This is a genomic window from Pseudomonas sp. NPDC012596 (assembly GCF_042902325.1).
In the GTDB taxonomy this organism is placed as follows: Bacteria; Pseudomonadota; Gammaproteobacteria; order Pseudomonadales; family Pseudomonadaceae; genus Aquipseudomonas.
In genome coordinates this window covers 23,416-40,316 of sequence record NZ_JBIBEB010000027.1, presented here as the reverse complement: position 1 = coordinate 40,316, position 16,901 = coordinate 23,416, and the positions used below count along the sequence as shown (strand labels likewise).

General features: G+C 63.5%; 16 protein-coding genes. 7 read left to right on the top strand and 9 right to left on the bottom strand.

The window, feature by feature from the left end:
• Positions 1 to 29: 29 nt before the first annotated feature.
• From livH to ACFY68_RS24845, 6 genes are all read left to right on the top strand, one after another.
• Entirely contained in the window at positions 30 to 953 is a 924-nt protein-coding gene (gene livH / locus ACFY68_RS24870) for a high-affinity branched-chain amino acid ABC transporter permease LivH (protein ID WP_003254876.1), read from the top strand.
• Positions 950 to 2,206 (top strand): high-affinity branched-chain amino acid ABC transporter permease LivM, encoded by a 1,257-nt coding sequence (locus ACFY68_RS24865; RefSeq protein ID WP_346616040.1) that lies wholly within the window; start codon positions 950 to 952, stop codon positions 2,204 to 2,206. The genes livH and ACFY68_RS24865 overlap by 4 nt, the downstream gene beginning before the upstream one ends.
• On the top strand, positions 2,203 to 2,970 hold the full coding sequence (gene livG / locus ACFY68_RS24860; RefSeq protein ID WP_019473322.1) for a high-affinity branched-chain amino acid ABC transporter ATP-binding protein LivG: 768 nt from the start codon (positions 2,203 to 2,205) through the stop codon (positions 2,968 to 2,970). The genes ACFY68_RS24865 and livG overlap by 4 nt, the downstream gene beginning before the upstream one ends.
• Positions 2,971 to 3,672, top strand: coding sequence for an ABC transporter ATP-binding protein (locus ACFY68_RS24855; protein ID WP_016498257.1), 702 nt, complete (start codon positions 2,971 to 2,973; stop codon positions 3,670 to 3,672).
• Between the two features lie 194 nt (positions 3,673 to 3,866).
• Positions 3,867 to 4,541: a COG3650 family protein gene (locus ACFY68_RS24850; RefSeq protein WP_387532957.1), complete on the top strand. Its 675-nt coding sequence runs from the start codon at positions 3,867 to 3,869 to the stop codon at positions 4,539 to 4,541.
• A gap of 104 nt (positions 4,542 to 4,645) precedes the next feature.
• A complete protein-coding gene (locus tag ACFY68_RS24845) occupies positions 4,646 to 6,253 on the top strand; it encodes an NAD(P)/FAD-dependent oxidoreductase (protein ID WP_346616042.1) in 1,608 nt (535 codons plus the stop codon).
• A 73-nt stretch (positions 6,254 to 6,326) separates the two neighbouring features.
• On the opposite strand, the gene ACFY68_RS24840 is transcribed toward ACFY68_RS24845, so the two are convergent.
• The 6 genes from ACFY68_RS24840 to dinG all read right to left on the bottom strand — a co-directional run bounded on the left by ACFY68_RS24840 (position 6,327) and on the right by dinG (position 14,490).
• Positions 6,327 to 6,791 carry a glycine zipper 2TM domain-containing protein gene (locus ACFY68_RS24840; RefSeq protein WP_033702633.1) on the bottom strand — a complete coding sequence of 155 codons (465 nt, stop codon included), beginning with the start codon at positions 6,789 to 6,791 and terminating at the stop codon, positions 6,327 to 6,329.
• Between the two features lie 197 nt (positions 6,792 to 6,988).
• Positions 6,989 to 7,636, bottom strand: a complete 648-nt coding sequence (pdxH, locus tag ACFY68_RS24835; protein WP_346616043.1) for a pyridoxamine 5'-phosphate oxidase — start codon at positions 7,634 to 7,636, stop codon at positions 6,989 to 6,991.
• A gap of 19 nt (positions 7,637 to 7,655) precedes the next feature.
• On the bottom strand, positions 7,656 to 8,645 hold the full coding sequence (locus tag ACFY68_RS24830) for an OmpA family protein (protein WP_346616044.1): 990 nt from the start codon (positions 8,643 to 8,645) through the stop codon (positions 7,656 to 7,658).
• 99 nt (positions 8,646 to 8,744) lie between these two features.
• Positions 8,745 to 9,890: a serine hydrolase domain-containing protein gene (locus tag ACFY68_RS24825; RefSeq protein ID WP_387532951.1), complete on the bottom strand. Its 1,146-nt coding sequence runs from the start codon at positions 9,888 to 9,890 to the stop codon at positions 8,745 to 8,747.
• A 106-nt stretch (positions 9,891 to 9,996) separates the two neighbouring features.
• A complete protein-coding gene (locus tag ACFY68_RS24820) occupies positions 9,997 to 12,264 on the bottom strand; it encodes a beta-galactosidase (RefSeq protein ID WP_387532948.1) in 2,268 nt (755 codons plus the stop codon).
• Between the two features lie 81 nt (positions 12,265 to 12,345).
• Positions 12,346 to 14,490, bottom strand: a complete 2,145-nt coding sequence (dinG, locus tag ACFY68_RS24815) for an ATP-dependent DNA helicase DinG (protein WP_346616047.1) — start codon at positions 14,488 to 14,490, stop codon at positions 12,346 to 12,348.
• A 98-nt stretch (positions 14,491 to 14,588) separates the two neighbouring features.
• On the opposite strand from dinG, the gene ACFY68_RS24810 reads away from it, so the two are divergent.
• Positions 14,589 to 15,053 (top strand): CopD family protein, encoded by a 465-nt coding sequence (locus ACFY68_RS24810; protein ID WP_346616048.1) that lies wholly within the window; start codon positions 14,589 to 14,591, stop codon positions 15,051 to 15,053.
• Between the two features lie 16 nt (positions 15,054 to 15,069).
• Here the strand turns inward: ACFY68_RS24810 and ACFY68_RS24805 are convergent, their stop codons facing one another.
• The 3 genes from ACFY68_RS24805 to ACFY68_RS24795 all read right to left on the bottom strand — a co-directional run bounded on the left by ACFY68_RS24805 (position 15,070) and on the right by ACFY68_RS24795 (position 16,862).
• Positions 15,070 to 15,342 (bottom strand): DUF1145 domain-containing protein, encoded by a 273-nt coding sequence (locus ACFY68_RS24805; protein WP_387532944.1) that lies wholly within the window; start codon positions 15,340 to 15,342, stop codon positions 15,070 to 15,072.
• Positions 15,343 to 15,362: 20 nt separating this feature from the next.
• Positions 15,363 to 16,076 carry an OmpA family protein gene (locus ACFY68_RS24800; protein ID WP_387532941.1) on the bottom strand — a complete coding sequence of 238 codons (714 nt, stop codon included), beginning with the start codon at positions 16,074 to 16,076 and terminating at the stop codon, positions 15,363 to 15,365.
• Positions 16,077 to 16,163: 87 nt separating this feature from the next.
• Positions 16,164 to 16,862: an OmpA family protein gene (locus tag ACFY68_RS24795; RefSeq protein ID WP_387532938.1), complete on the bottom strand. Its 699-nt coding sequence runs from the start codon at positions 16,860 to 16,862 to the stop codon at positions 16,164 to 16,166.
• Positions 16,863 to 16,901: the final 39 nt, after the last annotated feature.

Below are 16,901 nucleotides of genomic sequence, written 5' to 3'. Positions count from 1 at the left end.
ATGCAAATCAGGTTTTTAGGAGCGCTGTAATGCCTGAGATCTACCATTTCTTCCAACAACTGGTTAATGGATTGACCATCGGCAGCACCTATGCCTTGATCGCCATCGGCTACACGATGGTGTACGGCATCATTGGCATGATCAACTTCGCCCACGGCGAGGTGTACATGATCGGTTCCTACGTGGCCTTCATTGCCCTGGCGGGCCTGGCCATGATGGGTATCCATTCGCTGCCGATCCTGATGACCGTTGCCTTCGTCGCGACGATCTTCGTCACCAGTGCCTATGGCTACAGCATCGAACGGGTTGCCTACCGCCCCCTGCGCAACAGCAATCGCCTGATCCCGCTGATCTCCGCCATCGGCATGTCGATTTTCCTGCAGAACACCGTGTTGCTGTCGCAAGACTCCAAGGACAAATCCATCCCCAACCTGATACCCGGGAGCTTCTCCTTCGGGCCGGGCGGGGCTGAAGAAGTCCTGATTTCCTACATGCAGGTTCTGGTGTTCGTGGTCACCCTGGTAGCCATGACGCTGCTCACCCTGTTCATCTCCCGATCCCGCCTCGGGCGCGCCTGCCGTGCCTGCGCCGAAGACATCAAGATGGCCAACCTGCTGGGCATCAACACCAACAACATCATCGCCCTGACCTTCGTCATCGGTGCCGCGCTGGCGGCGGTGGCGGCCGTACTGCTGAGCATGCAGTACGGTGTGATCAACCCCAACGCCGGTTTCCTGGTGGGCCTGAAGGCCTTCACCGCGGCGGTGCTGGGTGGCATCGGCAGCATTCCGGGCGCCATGCTCGGCGGGCTGGTGCTGGGTGTGGCCGAAGCCTTTGGCGCCGACATCTTCGGCGACCAGTACAAGGACGTGGTGGCATTCGGTCTGTTGGTTCTTGTCCTGCTGTTCCGGCCGACCGGCATTCTGGGCCGCCCGGAGGTTGAAAAAGTATGAACAGAAATCTCAAACAGGCGTTCTTCAGCGCCTTGCTGGTCTGGGCCGTGGCCTTCCCGGTACTGGGCCTGAAACTGAGCATCGACGGCATCAGCCTGGCGGTACACAGCCAGGGCTCGTTCACCATCAGCATCATTGCCGTGTGCTCGGTGCTGATGTTCCTGCGCGTGCTGTTCGACAAGCAGTGGAGCTCGGTGATGAGCCGCCGCTCGGACCGCAAGCTGATCCCGCCGGCGGTAAGCAACTACCTGACCCTGCCCAGGACCCAGCGCTACGTGATCATCGGTTTGATCGTAGCAGCCCTGGTGTGGCCGTTCTTCGGCTCGCGCGGTGCGGTCGACATCGCCACGCTGATCCTGATCTACGTGCTGCTGGGCCTTGGCTTGAACATCGTGGTAGGCCTTGCCGGCTTGCTCGACCTGGGTTACGTGGGCTTCTATGCCGTGGGCGCGTACAGCTATGCGATGCTCTCGCACTACCTGGGCTGGAGCTTCTGGGTCTGCCTGCCAATTGCCGGGCTGATGGCCGCCACCTTCGGCTTCCTGCTCGGCTTCCCGGTGCTGCGCCTGCGCGGTGACTACCTGGCGATCGTGACCCTCGGGTTCGGTGAGATCATCCGCCTGTTCCTGCGCAACCTCACCGACTGGACCGGCGGCCCCAACGGCATCAGCAACATCCCCAAGCCGGAGTTCTTCGGCCTGACCTTCGAGCGCCGTGCGGCCGAGGGGATGCAGACCTTCCACGAGTTCTTCGGGCTGCAATACAACTCGATCAACAAGGTCATCTTCCTCTACCTGGTGGCCCTGCTGCTGGCCCTGCTGGCGCTGTTCGTCATCAACCGCCTGCTGCGCATGCCCATCGGCCGTGCCTGGGAAGCGCTGCGTGAAGACGAGATCGCCTGCCGTGCGCTGGGCCTGAACCCAACCATCATCAAGCTCTCGGCCTTCACCCTCGGTGCCTGCTTCGCCGGTTTCGCCGGCAGCTTCTTCGCCGCGCGCCAGGGCCTGGTCACTCCGGAGTCGTTTACCTTCATCGAGTCGGCGATCATCCTCGCCATCGTCGTGCTGGGCGGCATGGGCTCACAACTGGGCGTGATTCTCGCGGCCATCGTGATGATCCTGCTGCCCGAGCTGATGCGTGAGTTCAGCGAATACCGGATGCTGATGTTCGGTGCGCTGATGGTGTTGATGATGATCTGGCGTCCGCAAGGCTTGCTGCCTATGCAACGTCCACACATGGAGCTGCATCGATGAGCCGTGAAATTCTGCAAGTCAGCGGCCTGAGCATGCGCTTCGGCGGCTTGTTGGCGGTCAACGGCGTGGCCCTGACCGTCAAGGAAAAGCAAGTAGTGGCGCTGATCGGCCCGAACGGCGCCGGCAAGACCACCGTATTCAACTGCCTGACCGGCTTCTACAAGCCCAGCGGTGGCACCATCCTGCTCGACGGCCAGCCCATCCAGGGCCTGGCCGGCCACCAGATCGCCCGCAAGGGCGTGGTGCGGACCTTCCAGAACGTGCGCCTATTCAAGGAGATGACCGCGCTGGAGAACCTGCTGATCGCCCAGCACCGCCACCTCAACACCAACTTCTTCGCCGGCCTGTTCAAGACCCCGAGCTTCCGCCGCAGCGAGAAGGAGGCCATGGAGCGCGCCCAGTACTGGCTGGAAAAGGTCAACCTGACCGAATTCGCCAACCGCACCGCCGGCACCCTCGCCTACGGCCAGCAACGCCGCCTGGAAATCGCCCGCTGCATGATGACCCAGCCACGGATCATCATGCTCGACGAACCGGCAGCCGGCCTGAACCCGAAGGAAACCGAGGACCTCAAGGCACTGATCGCCTACCTGCGCGAGTCGCACAACGTCACCGTGCTGCTGATCGAGCATGACATGAAGCTGGTGATGAGCATTTCCGACCACATCGTCGTCATCAACCAGGGCACGCCCCTGGCCAACGGCACGCCGGAGGAAATCCGCGACAACCCTGACGTGATCAAAGCCTACCTGGGGGAAGCGTAAATGCTGAAGTTCGAAAACGTTTCCACGTTCTACGGCAAGATTCAGGCGCTGCACAGCGTCAACGTCGAGATCAACCAGGGCGAGATCGTCACCCTGATCGGCGCCAACGGTGCCGGCAAGTCGACTTTGCTGATGACCCTGTGCGGCTCGCCGCAGGCGCACAGCGGCAGCATCAAGTACCTGGGTGAAGAGCTGGTTGGCCAGCCGTCTTCGCACATCATGCGCAAGAGCATCGCCGTGGTCCCGGAAGGCCGCCGCGTGTTTGCCCGCCTGACCGTCGAGGAAAACCTCGCCATGGGCGGCTTCTTCACCAACAAGGGTGACTATCAGGAGCAACTGGACAAGGTCTTGCAGCTGTTCCCGCGGCTGAAGGAACGTTACATCCAGCGCGGTGGCACCATGTCTGGCGGCGAACAGCAGATGCTCGCCATCGGCCGGGCGCTGATGAGCAAGCCCAAGCTGCTGTTGCTGGACGAGCCGTCGCTGGGCCTGGCACCGATCATCATCCAGCAGATCTTCGACATCATCGAACAGCTGCGCCGCGATGGCGTGACAGTGTTCCTGGTGGAGCAGAACGCCAACCAGGCGCTTAAAGTCGCTGACCGGGCCTATGTGCTGGAGAACGGCCGGGTGGTGATGCAAGGCACTGGTGAGGCACTGCTGACTGATCCGAAAGTGCGTGACGCCTACCTGGGTGGTTGATTGTCGCCAATCGTGAAAAGGGCCTTCGGGCCCTTTTTTCTGCCTGTACCACGGCACCATTTTCACCACTTGCGCGATCCCTGTAGGAGCGGGCTTGCCCGCGAAGAGGCCCGTAAGGCGATCGAAGACTTGTGATCCCCACCCAGCCTGAGTACCGTGGCCAGCTCTTTTGCAAGATTCCCGGAGCCCGCCCCATGCGCCTCAGCCCTTCACTGCTGCTCACTGCCCTGCTGCCCCTGTTCGCCGGCTGCCAGCTCATGGCTGACGCCCCCAGCGACCCGAACATCGGCACCACGCGCATGCAGGGCGAACTGAGTGCAGGTGGCGGGCAGTTGCTGTTCAAACCCTGCAACGAACCCCGGCGCTTCGTGATCAGTGACGTGGCCGGCACCGGGATTCTGCAGGAAGCCGCCAACCTGGCCGACGACGCCGGCGACAAACTGTTCGCCGACGTGCGCGGGCGTCTCACCGGCAGCAAGCAGGCCAACAACGACGGCCAGCTGGAAGTGAGCCGCCTTTACCGCCTGGAACCCTCTACCCGCGCCTGCGAAGACCCTAACTTCAAGCAGTTGACCCTGCGCGCCGGTGGCCATGAGCCGGAGTGGGACATCAAGGCCAGTGGCAAGGGCATGGTGCTCAACCGCGTGGGCAAAGAGCCGTTGCCACTGCCCTTCCTGGAAGAGGAGGTGCCTGGCGGTGGCCTGACTTTGAGCAGCGAAGCCAACGGCCAGCACGTGGAATTGTGGGTCGCTCCGCAGCGCTGCGTCGATGGTGCCAGCGGTGCCGTGCGCCACTTGCGCGCCGAACTGCGCATCGATGGCCAGACCTTGAAGGGCTGCGGTTATTACGGCGGCGCACGCGACAACTGATCGCCGGGCGCTTTTTATCCTGCCAGTCAGGGCGGCGAACAGCTTATACTTGGCGGTTTGTGTAAAGCCGCCGGCCGCCCATGGCCGGGATACTGGACCCTGCCATGCTACGAATCACCGAACTGAAGCTGCCCCTGGACCATCCCGACGAAGCACTGCGCGAAGCGATCGTTCAGCGCCTGGGCATCAGCGACGAGCAACTGCTCAGCTTCAATCTGTTCAAGCGCAGCTACGATGCGCGCAAGAAGAACAGCGAACTGCTGTTCATCTACACCATCGACCTCGAAGCCAGCAACGAAGCCGAGCTGCTGAGCAAGTTCGCTGACGATCACAACATCAGTGTCGCCCCGGATGTCACCTACAAGTACGTCGGGCAAGCGCCGGCCGACCTGCAGGCGCGCCCGATCGTTGTAGGCTTCGGCCCATGCGGCATCTTCGCAGGACTGCTGCTGGCACAGATGGGCTTCAAGCCGATCATCCTCGAGCGTGGCAAGGAAGTGCGCCAGCGTACCAAGGACACCTGGGGCCTGTGGCGCAAGAGTGTGCTCAACCCCGAGTCCAACGTGCAGTTCGGCGAAGGCGGCGCCGGGACCTTCTCCGATGGCAAGCTGTACAGCCAGATCAAGGACCCACTGCACCACGGCCGCAAGGTGCTGGAAGAGTTCGTCAAAGCCGGTGCGCCGGACGAGATCCTCTACATCAACAAGCCGCACATCGGCACCTTCCGCCTGACCGGCATGGTCGAGCAGATGCGCCAGGACATCATCGCCCTCGGCGGTGAAGTGCGCTTCGAACAAAAGGTCACCGACCTGCTGCTGGCCGATGGCCAACTGAGTGGTGTGGTACTGGAAAGCGGCGAGCAACTGCAGTCGCGCCATGTGGTGCTGGCCCTGGGCCACAGCGCCCGCGATACCTTCCGCATGCTCCATGCCAAGGGCGTGTACATGGAAGCCAAGCCGTTCTCCGTGGGCTTCCGTATCGAGCACCCGCAAACGCTGATCGACAAGGCGCGACTGGGTAAGTATGCAGGCCACCCGAAGCTCGGCGCCGCCGACTACAAGCTGGTGTACCACGCCAAGAACGGCCGCTCGGTGTATAGCTTCTGCATGTGCCCCGGCGGTACTGTGGTGGCCGCCACCAGTGAACCCGGCCGCGTCGTCACCAATGGCATGAGCCAGTATTCGCGTAACGAGCGCAATGCCAACTCCGGCATCGTGGTCGGTATCGACCCTGAGCGTGACTACCCGGGCGGCCCGCTGGCGGGCATCGAGCTGCAGGAACGCCTGGAGGCACATGCCTATGTGATGGGGGGCAGCAACTACCAGGCACCGGCGCAGCTGGTCGGCGATTTCGTTGCCGGCAAGCCTTCCACCGCCCTCGGTAGCGTCGAGCCTTCGTACAAACCCGGGGTTACCCTGGGCGACCTGGCCCCGAGCCTGCCGGACTTCGCCATCGAAGCCATCCGCGAGGCACTGCCAGCGTTCGATCGGCAGATCAAAGGTTACAACCTGCATGATGCAGTGCTGACCGGGATCGAGACGCGCACCTCTTCGCCGCTGCGCATTACCCGCGGTGCCGATTACCAGAGCCTGAATGTCAAAGGGCTGTTCCCGGCCGGCGAAGGCGCCGGGTATGCCGGTGGCATTCTCTCGGCCGGGGTCGATGGCATTCGCATTGCGGAGGCGGTCGCGCGGGACATGCTCGGGCTTTAAGCCTGTAGCGCCGGTACAGACACACGAAACCCCGAACTGGCGAGACCGGTTCGGGGTTTTGTTTATTCAGCTATCAGTGAGAAACGCGGCTGGTACCGTCAACGGTCATGATGCGCACGCGCTCACCCACGCGGAAGATTTCGTTCTCCTGCACGGCCTGTACATAGGCGCGCATGCTGCCATCGTCCTCACGCACGGTGATCTCCACACCTTGGGTGCGGGTAATGCCTTCTTCGGCAGCGGAACCTGCCAGGCCACCGGCCACGGCGCCGATCACGGCCGCAACGATGCTGCCGCGGCCACCACCGACGGCGCTGCCGGCCACACCACCGACGATCGCGCCTGCACCACCGCCAATCGGCGTCTTGGTGCCTTCGATCTTGACTGGGCGCAGCGATTCGATAGTCCCCATGCGTACGGTCTGCACGCGACGGGCTTCATCACGGGAGTAGCTGTCGCCGGTGAGGCTGGAGGCACAGCCGCCCAGCAACAACGACATGGTGGTGAAGGTCGCCACCAGCAAAGCGGATTTACGCATGGGTAAAGTCTCCATAAGTCAGGTGTCCATTAGACGCTGCACCTCGACGGCTGTCACGGCATCGGAGCAATAAAATTATTTCCGTTCAGCTACGGTACAGTCTTCGAGCCAGGCTTGAAGACTTTGACAGAGGATAGTCGGGGATTACTGCATCGGTGTTGAGGCGGGGATGGGGCCGCAGCGCAGCCCCTTGCATTTCAGGGGGCCAGGCGCTCGCGCAGCCACTGCCCCTCCACCAACCGATAATTCAGGCGGTCGTGCAGGCGGCTTGCCCGCCCTTGCCAGAACTCGATGCGCTCGGGCAGCAGACGATAGCCGCCCCAATGCTCCGGGCAATGTGGCTGGGTGTCGGAGAACCGAGCCTCGGTGGCTTTCACCAGACCTTCCAGTTCTTCGCGCCCTGCAATCACTCGGCTCTGCGGGGAGGCCCAGGCGCCCAGGCGGCTACCCAGCGGACGCACCTGGTAATAGTCATCCGACTCCTTGGCCGTGACCTTCTCCACACGCCCCTCGATCCGCACCTGGCGCTCCAGCGCCGGCCAGAAGAAGGTCATGGCAGCGAAAGGGTTGGCTTGCAGTTGCTGCCCTTTGGCGCTGTCGTAGTTGGTGAAAAAGGTGAAGCCTCGCTCATCGAGCCCCTTGAGCAGCAACACGCGGCAATGCGGACGGCCTTCACCATCAACCGTGGCGATGGTCATGGCATTGGCTTCCACCGGGGGTTGCTCGGTCTTTACCGCATCGGCGAACCACTGGTGAAACAGCGCGAACGGCTCGCCCGGGGCCTGGGCTTCCGCCAGGCCATCACGGGTGTAGTCGCGGCGCATATCGGCCAGGGATTGAGTCATGGCTGCGCTTCCTTGACGATCAGTTGGTCTTCGCAGGGGTGTTGGCAGCTACTTTCTTGTCAGCCGTAGCTTTCTTGGCGGCGGGCTTGGCCGGCGCGGCCTTTTTCTTCGCAGCAGTCTTGGCCGGCGCCTTGGCTTTGGCAGCTGGTTTTTTCGCAGCGGGTTTGGCGGCGGCCTTGGCGGCTGGCTTGCTCTCGGCAGCCTTGGCAGCAGGCGCCTTGGCATCCTGGACGGCGACCATCGAAGCCGGGGTCGGGGCCGGGGCGGCCTTCTGGTATTTGGCCATCAATGCCAGCATGGTGTTCTGCGGCGTCAGCAGCATTTCCACGCGGCGGTTCAGGGAACGGCCTTCGGCGCTGTCGTTGGCAGCGCGTGGCATTTCCGAGCCCATGCCCTTGAGCGACAGGCGGTCACGCTGCAGGCCGCTCAAGCGGAAGATTGCCGACACCGAGGCGGCGCGCTCCAGGCTGAGCTTCTGGTTGACAGCGGCTGCACCGCTGGTGTCGGCGTGGCCCAGTACCAGCACGGCGGTCTTGGTATCGCCCTCGACGGCCTTGGCCACGCGGGTGATCGGGCCGAGGGTCATCGGCAGCAGCATGTTCGGACGGTCCGGGTTGTACGAGCTGTCGGCTGGAATGGTGACCACCAGGACGTTCTCACGGCGCTCGAGCTCAAGCTTGCTGTCCTTGATCGCCTCGCGCAGTTTGGGCTCGTACTGGTCCAGCCAGGCCTGGGTGGCCTTTTCGTCGATTTTCGGTACGACCGGGCCCTTGGCCTGCTTGTCGTCACCACCGAATGGCCACCACCAGCGGCTGGCGCTCTCGGATTTGGCGTCGGCCTTGGCGACTTTTTCGGTGACGGCCTGCTTCACTTCCTGCTCGGCAACCTTGTCCGAACCGAACGGCCACCAGCTGCTGCTGGCACCCTTCGAAGCGTCCTGAGAATGGCTGGCGCAGCCGGTCACGGCGGTCAGGCACAGGGCCAGAGCTAAGGTTTTATGTGAAGACATCAGCGATACACCATGAAATAGAAAGGAATTTTGCCAACACATGTGAGGCGTTGGCATTGAGGATAGTCAAAGGGGTCGCGCAATACCCGCATTACCCGATCAAAGGCAAGTGCCAAGCACCCGCACCAGTTGCTGGGCTCTCGGGTCCATGAGCACGTAAGGGCCGAGGGTATTGACCACGAAACCGAAGGCGACGTCGTGTTCGGGGTCGGCAAAACCGACCGAGCCACCCGCCCCGGGATGCCCGAAGGCACGAGCGCCAAGGCCAAAGGTGGCGTTGGCCACGGTGGGCTGGTCAAGCATGCAACCCAGGCCGAAGCGGGTCTGGGTCAGCAGGGTACGGTCCTGGCCGAGGCTGTGCTCACGCGTCAGCTCGTCGAGCAGTTCGGATTCGAGCAGGCTGCCGTCGAGCAAGCCGGCGTAGAAACCCGCCAGGCTGCGGGCGTTGCCATGGCCGTTGGCTGCCGGCTGCTGCATGCGCCGCCATTCGGGTTTGTTGGTGCTGGTGAGAATCGCCGGCGGGTTGGTGAACGCACGGGTCGACAGCGCCTCTGGCTCACGCATGGTCACCTGCAGCAGGCGCTGGGCGGCGGCATCGCCAGCATTGCCCTTGCCGCGTGCGATATGCGCCACGCGATCAAATTCTTCGTCAGCCAGGCCGACATGGAAGTCCAGCCCCAGTGGCCGTGCAGTGCGCGCAACGATCGACTCGCCCGGGCCCCGGCCATCGGCGCGACGGATCAGCTCACCGATCAGCCAGCCATAGGTGATGGCGGCGTAGCCGTGCTCGGTGCCCGGCGCCCACCACGGTGTCTCGGCGGCCAGGGCATCGACCATGGTTTGCCAGTCATACAGGGCCTCTGCAGGCAGCAGCTCGCGGATGGCTGGTAAACCGGCGCGGTGGCTAAGCAGCTGGCGCAGGGTGACGGCCTCTTTGCCTGCCTGGGCAAACTCGGGCCAGTAGCGCGCCACCGGCGCGTCCAGGGCCAGCTTGCCCTCGCCCACCAACTGCAGCGCGGTGACTGCGGTGAACGTCTTGGTGCAGGAGAACAGGTTGGCGATGGTATCGCTGTGCCAGGCCTGCTGGCCGTCCTTGTCGGCACTGCCCGCCCACAGGTCTATCACGGTCTCGCCACCCACCTGGATGCACAGCGCTGCGCCACGCTCCTGGGGATCATCGAACAATGCCGCGAAAGCTTCGCGCACCGCCTCGAACTTCAGCTCATAGTGACCCTGAATCTGCACCCGCTGTTCTCCGTACGACCTTGCCGAAAATGGCGTGCATTGTTTCAGTAGTTGGCGGTTTTGCCTACTGGGCGAGGCCGTCTGGAGATGAAGAAAGGCACCTTTTTCAGGGCGCCTCACTGGTCGCAGAGCCCGTGATAGACGACGCTTTGTGCAACAAACCACTCAACTGACCAACGGCCTGCTGGTTGCTCTTGCGCACCGCTTCGACAAACCCCGGGTACGCCACATCGGTGATCGCCACCAAGCCCAGATGCCCGTTTTCGCCGTCGAGCAAGCGCCCGCTGGCCGGTTGATCGAGGTACTGGAACCAGTGCGCCCCAACGATCATGGGCTGCGCCAATGCAGCCTTGAGGAAGTTACCGTAGGCCGGCCCACGATCCTCCTCACGTGCCACCTCCACTGGGCCTGGCCAGAACGGCCCGCGGTCACGGGAGCCGAACTGGAACTCGGACACCAGCACCGGCTTGTCCAGCTCGGCCAGGCGGGTGAAGTCGTAGCCGTCTTCAGGTTTGAGGGTATAGAAGTTGAAACTCAGCACATCGCAGAACTCGGCGCAGGCCTTGACCGCTTCTGGCGTGCTCAGGGCAAAGCGACCGCCCAGTAGCAGGTGGTTGGGCGCATGCCATTTCAGCGAGTCGGCAATGGTCTTGAAGTAGGTCTCGGCGAACACCTGCTGGAAATACTGGTAATCACGCTCGATCTCCGGGTGCTCGGGGTTGGGCAACGGCGCCTCGAAGCCTGGGTCTTCCATCAGCTCCCACGCCTGCAAGTCGATGCCCCAGGCCTTGGACAGCCCCTCCTGGTTACGGTACTTGTCACGCAACTGCTTGAGGAAGGCGCGCTTGGCCGGCACATCGGTGGTCAGGCGCAGGGTGCCATAGGCCAGGCCGTAACGGGCCTTGGGGTCGCTACCCGGTGCGCTCCAGGCCAGTTCGTTGTCGGCGAAATAACCCATCAGCCAAGGGTCATCACGGTGATCGCGGGCAGCGATGGCCACGGCGCGCTCGGTAGCCATGGCGAAACGCGGGTCGAACGGGTCGGGCATGCGACCCCACCAATCCATGCCCGTGCTGATGCTGGCGTAGTCACCCACGATCGACAGTGGCAGCGTGTACGGCATGCGCTTGGCCTCGGCCAGGCCGGGATCGCTCCAGTTACCCAAGGTGTTGAAACCCCACGCCTGCAGACGGTCCAGGGTGTGCGCCTGCCAGCGGGCGGCATCCAGCACCAGCGGCGGGCACTGAGGAGCAGGCTGGCCTTCGACGGCAGCAGGGCACGGCTTGCCATAGGTGCGCTGAATGTTCGCAGCATAGAAGTCGAACCAACGGCCTTTCTTGAAGCTGCGCCCTTGCGACGAAGCATTGCCATCGTCGTTATTGCCTTCGCCGTAGAACGCCGTAAGCGCGTCACCTTCACCCGGCAGCTTGCTGAACATGCCCTCACGGCCGGCGACATAGGTGCGCCCACCATCGGCGGCCACGGCATTCACGCCCAGCGAGTAGAACGGATGGCCGTCCGGGGTTACCAGGTACCAACGGCCGTCACGTTTCTCGGTGCGGAAAAAGCCCTTGGCCTCGAACGCCGGGCCTGCCAGCAGGCCACCGTAGCTGTCCAGCTGCTGCTTGCCGCGTTCGGCCAGCCAGGCCTTGAGCTGTTGCTGCTCGCGGCTGTCGGCGGCCTTGAGCTGCTGGTCGTTGACGACCTTCTCGGGCCAGCGGCCACGGCTGAACTGGCCGTAGCCGTCAATCAATTGCTGATAGGCCGCCTGGTAGGCGAGGTCGTCATCCTGAATGCCTACCTTTTCGATGAGCAGGTTCTGCGCCACCTTGGGGCTGGGAATGCTCAGGCTGATCGAAGCCACCTGCTGGAGGTCGACTTCACCGGCGCTGTTGCTCAAGAGCACGCGCTGGCCTTCGTAAACCCAAGGCATCGGTGGGCCGGCGCGCATCCCCTGGCTCAGCGGCGAGCTGGCCTTGAGCGGCACCATCACCGTCTGCGCAGGCCCCGCCGGCAGGTCGATGCGGCTGGTCAAGGTGCGGCCATCACTGCTCTGCACCGTGACATCCACGGTCAGCGCCCAGTCCATGGCACTTTGCAGACGCAAGGTCAGGAACTGCCCGGCGGACCAGTCCCAGCCGCCGCTCTGTGGGCTCAGGCGCAAGGTCGGTCGCTCGACCGGGTTGAACACCACCCGCCGCAACACCTCACCTTCGGTGGTCTGTTCTGCGTTGTACTGCGGCATACCGGTACCCTCGGTGGCCACATTGACGACCGAGGCAGGGCGCACGAAGCTGAACAGCGTCTGCTGCCCAGCCAGCAAGGGCGTGCTCAGCAACAGGGTGAGAACAGCGGGCAAGGTGCGGCGGATCATAGGGGTCAGGCTCTCCTTCCAGGCCCTCATGAGCCCGCGACAGAGTGATGGACAACGGGCCGGTGCTTCGTGCTCCGGCCGTCAGGAAATCTCCCGCCGGAAGGGCGGCAGCGCATTGAGAATAGCCTTGCCGTAGCGCTGGGTGACCAGACGCCGATCAAGCAAGGTAATGACACCACGGTCCTGTTCGGTACGCAGCAGGCGGCCGCAGGCCTGAATCAGTTTCAACGAGGCATCGGGCACGGCAATTTCCATGAATGGGTTACCGCCACGGGCTTCGATCCACTCGGCCAGGGCCGCCTCGACCGGGTCGTCCGGCACGGAGAAGGGGATCTTGGCGATCACCACGTGCTCGCAATAGGCGCCCGGCAGGTCGACACCCTCGGCGAAACTGGCCAGGCCGAACAGCACGCTGTGCTGGCCATCGTCGACCCGCGCCTTGTGCTTGTTCAGGGTTTCCTGCTTGGACAGGTTGCCCTGGATCAGTACCAGCTTGCGCCAGTCACGGTCCAGGCCGTCGAACACTTCCTGCATCTGCTTGCGCGAGGAAAACAGCACCAGCGCACCGCGGGCGTCTTCGACGATGTTCGGCAGCTCGCGGATGATCGCCGCAGTATGCGCCGCCGCATCGCGCGGGTCGGCCTTGAGGTCGGGGACGCGCAGCAGGCCGGCATCACCATGCACGAACGGGCTGGGAACCACACAGGTTACCGCGTCGCGGGGCAGGCCCGAACGCATGCGGAAACGGTCGAACTTGCCCAGCGCGGTGAGCGTTGCCGACGTCACCAGCGCGCCATGGGCAACGCTCCACAGGCTACGGCGCAGCATCTCGGCTGCCAGAATCGGGCTGGCGTTGACCTCGATATCGAACAGCGCACCGCTTTCAGCCAGGGTCAGCCAGCGGGCCATGGGCGGGCTGTCTTCCGGGTCTTCGGCAGTAAAGGCGGTCCACAGCTCCCAGTTACCCTGAGCACGGGTCACCAGGCTGCCGAACAAGGGGTACCACTCTTCGGCCTGATGGCTGGCGATACCGATGTTGACCTCACCGTCCATACCTTCCTTGAGCAGGTCGGCCAGGCGGGTGAACAGGTCGTTGAGGCGAGAAAACCCCTTTTTCAGCTCGATGCCGACTTCGCGGATCTGCTCGGGCACCACGCCGCCCTCGAAGCGGTAGCGCGGGCGCTCCCGGCCTTCGACGTCTTCGCTGGGGCGGAAGTCGGCGACTTGTTCGCACAAGGTGAACATGAACTGTTGCTGGGTGCGAATTTCCCGCGCCAGCTCCGGCACCTGCTCGATCAGCTTGCCGAGGTCACCCGGCAACGGATGCTGGGCCAGCAGCTTGGTCAGGTTCTTGGCAGTCTGCTCCAGCCAGTCGGCAGTAGAGCGCAGGCGTGAATAGTGGGCGAAGTGGCCGATGGCCTTGTCTGGCAGGTGGTGGCCTTCGTCGAACACGTACATGGTGTCGCGCGGGTCGGGCAGCACTGCACCGCCGCCCAGTGCAAGGTCAGCCAGGACCATGTCGTGGTTGGTGACGATGACATCGACCTTGCCCATGCCTTCACGAGCCTTGTAGAACACGCACTGCTGGAAGTTCGGGCAGTGCCGGCCGGTGCATTGGCTGTGGTCGGTGGTCAGGCGCGCCCAGTCCTGGTCTTCAAGGGTTTCGGACCAGCTGTCACGGTCGCCGTCCCAACGGTTGCCGGCGAGCTTCTCGATCATGCTGTTGAACAGCTTCTGGCTGCGTTCGTCGACCTCGATGTGGAAGCCCTCTTCCTCGAACAGCTGGGCAGTGGCCGATTGTGCGTGGCCCTCCTGCAGCAGGACGTCGAGCTTGGACAGACACAGGTAGCGGCCGCGCCCCTTGGCCAGGGCGAAGCTGAAGTTCAGGCCGCTGTTGCGCATCAGGTCGGGCAGGTCCTTGAAGACGATCTGCTCCTGCAGCGCCACGGTGGCGGTGGCGATCACCAGGCGCTTGCCGGCAGCCTTGGCAGCCGGGATCGCGGCCAGGCTGTAGGCGACCGTCTTGCCGGTACCGGTACCCGCCTCTACGGCCACCACGGCAGGCTCGCCGGCGCGGCGGCCTTCATCGTCGCAGGCGATGTCGCCGAGCACTTTGGCCACTTCGGCGATCATCAGGCGCTGGCCATAGCGCGGCTTGAGGCTCTTGGCTTCGAGAAAACGCGAGTAGGCGCCCTGGATGGTGGCTTTGAGTTCGTTGCTGATCATGGTCTGCAGGCGCCCGAAGGGCTGGATATATTTTCAGTGTTTCGCATGGGGCGGCTATCATACCCCGCTATTGCCCTTTGTGCCGCATGGAGATCCGGATGCTTGCCTTTGCCCTGCCCTACACACTGCATGTTCTTGCCGCCCTGGTCTGGGTTGGTGGCATGTTCTTCGCCTGGCTGGTGCTGCGCCCGGCAACGGTTGCGGCCCTTGAGGGGCCTGCCCGGCTGCGGCTGTGGGTGGAAGTTTTCCGACGCTTCTTCGTCTGGGTCTGGCTGGCGGTGGCGATCTTGGCGATAAGTGGTATCGGCATGTTGCACATGCGGTTCAGTGGCTTCGAGACCGCCCCCCGCTATGTGCAGGTGATGATGGGAGGCGGGATCGCGATGTTCGCGCTGTTCATGCGCATCCAGGCGCTGCTGCTGCCAGAACTCAAGGCAGCGGTGCAGGCCGAGGACTGGCCGGCAGGCGCTGCCGCGCTGGGGCGGATCCGGCGCATGGTCGGCGTCAACCTCCTGCTGGGGTTGGCGGTGGTGGCAGTGGCCAGCTTGCGGTTACCGCTATAGGCTGGCCGCACCGGTGTCAGCGCCGCGACAGCTCAGGCTGGCGCGGTATGGACATGACATGGAATATCCCCGTCAGCAGGATCTGCAGGCGGTCAAACCAACGGTGGCTGCGCCCACGCAAACTTCCGTTGAAAAACAGCACCTCAAGCACGTGCAGCCCCAGCAGCATAATGCCCGCCGCATTGATCAGCAGGTTGAAGGGCAGCGGCTGCGGCATCAGCTGGTTGAACAGCACCACGCCCCAGAAAGCGATGGTCAAGCACTTGCCCAGGCCCAGAATGAACTTCATCAGCCACTCCTGTTGCGTCGTCAATTGAGGTGCAGGTCGACCCGTCGGTTATGCGCGCGGCCTTCTTCGGTGTCGTTTTCCGCTACCGGCTCACTTGCACCCCGGCCTTCACTGGTGACCTTCTGCGGTGCCAGGCCCTGGCTGATCAGGTATTCGGCGACACTGGCGGCACGCCGCTCGGAGAGTGCCTGGTTGTAACTGTCCGAGCCGACATTGTCGGTGTGGCCTACGACCTTGATGCGCGACACCCCTAACTCGTTCAGCCTCGGCAGCAGGCTTTGCAGCCGTTGCTGGCTGCCCGGGGTCAGGTCGGCAGAATTGAAGGCGAACATCACCTGGCCCTGATCGTCGAGAGAGATCACTTCGGGCTGAGGCTCGGGTGCAGGCTGGCTGGGCGGGTACTGTGGCAGCGGGCAACCCATGTGGTTGACGGCCGTGCCGGCTGGCGTATCGGGGCAGCGGTCTCGGCGGTCGAAGACGCCATCATCATCTTCGTCACCGTCCTGGGCGTAGCAGATCAACCCCCCGGCGATCGCACCCAAAGCGCCGCCTCCAGCAGCCCAGCTCGAGCTTTCGATGGCGCCCAGGCCACCGCCCGCCAGGCCGCCCAGCAGGCTGCAGAGGGGCCAAGTCCTTTGATTGAGGGGCGCACTGCCGTCACTGTGGGTGGCGCAGCCTGCAAGCAGGCTGGAAACCACCAGCAACGGCAGCGCCGCCTTTGACATGACACTCATGATGAATGCTCCTGTGTCGTTGGCCGCAACCGGCCTACAGGAGTAAAGACGCGCCCGCGCCACTTCTCAAGGTGCGGGCGCAAGCCGTCAGCGCTGGATCTTGATCTCGGTGCGACGGTTCATCGAACGCCCATCGGCTGTGGCGTTATCTGCCACCGGCTGGGTTTCACCGGCGCCGACCACCGATACGAAGCTGGCGCGCGGCACACCGCTCTGGACCAGGTACTCGGTCACCGAGTGGGCACGGCGCTCGGACAGTTTCTGGTTATAGCTGTCGGAACCAACGCTGTCGGTGTGGCCAGTAACGCTCAGGCGGGCGCTCGGTGCTTCCTGCTTGAGGCGCGTGGCGATGGTGTTCAGGCGCTCCTTGTCGGCTGCCGTCAGCCGTGCCGAGTCGAACTCGAAGTGCACGTCACGGATGACGATGACTTCTTCCTTCTGTACCACCACTTCCTCGACCACTGGTGCCGGCGCCGGCTCTGGCGGGCAACCATTGGCATCGACCTGCACGCCACGTGGCGTACCCGGGCACTTGTCACGGCTGTCCGGCACGCCATCGCCATCTTCGTCACCGTCGCCATGCGCCCAGCAATAGCCCGCAGCCAGGCCACCGCCAAGCAACGCGCCCCAACCGGCCCAACTGGAACTTTCGATGGCGCCCAACGCGGCACCGCCCACACCCCCGACGGCAGCACACTTCGGCCAGTCGGTTTTTTGCAAACCTGCACAACCAGTCAACACACTGGTGAGCAGTACCAGGGGTAACGCTGTGCGTACTATGCTCATTTTGTAGCTTCTCCTAGGGGGAATCGGCATAAGGCCGAT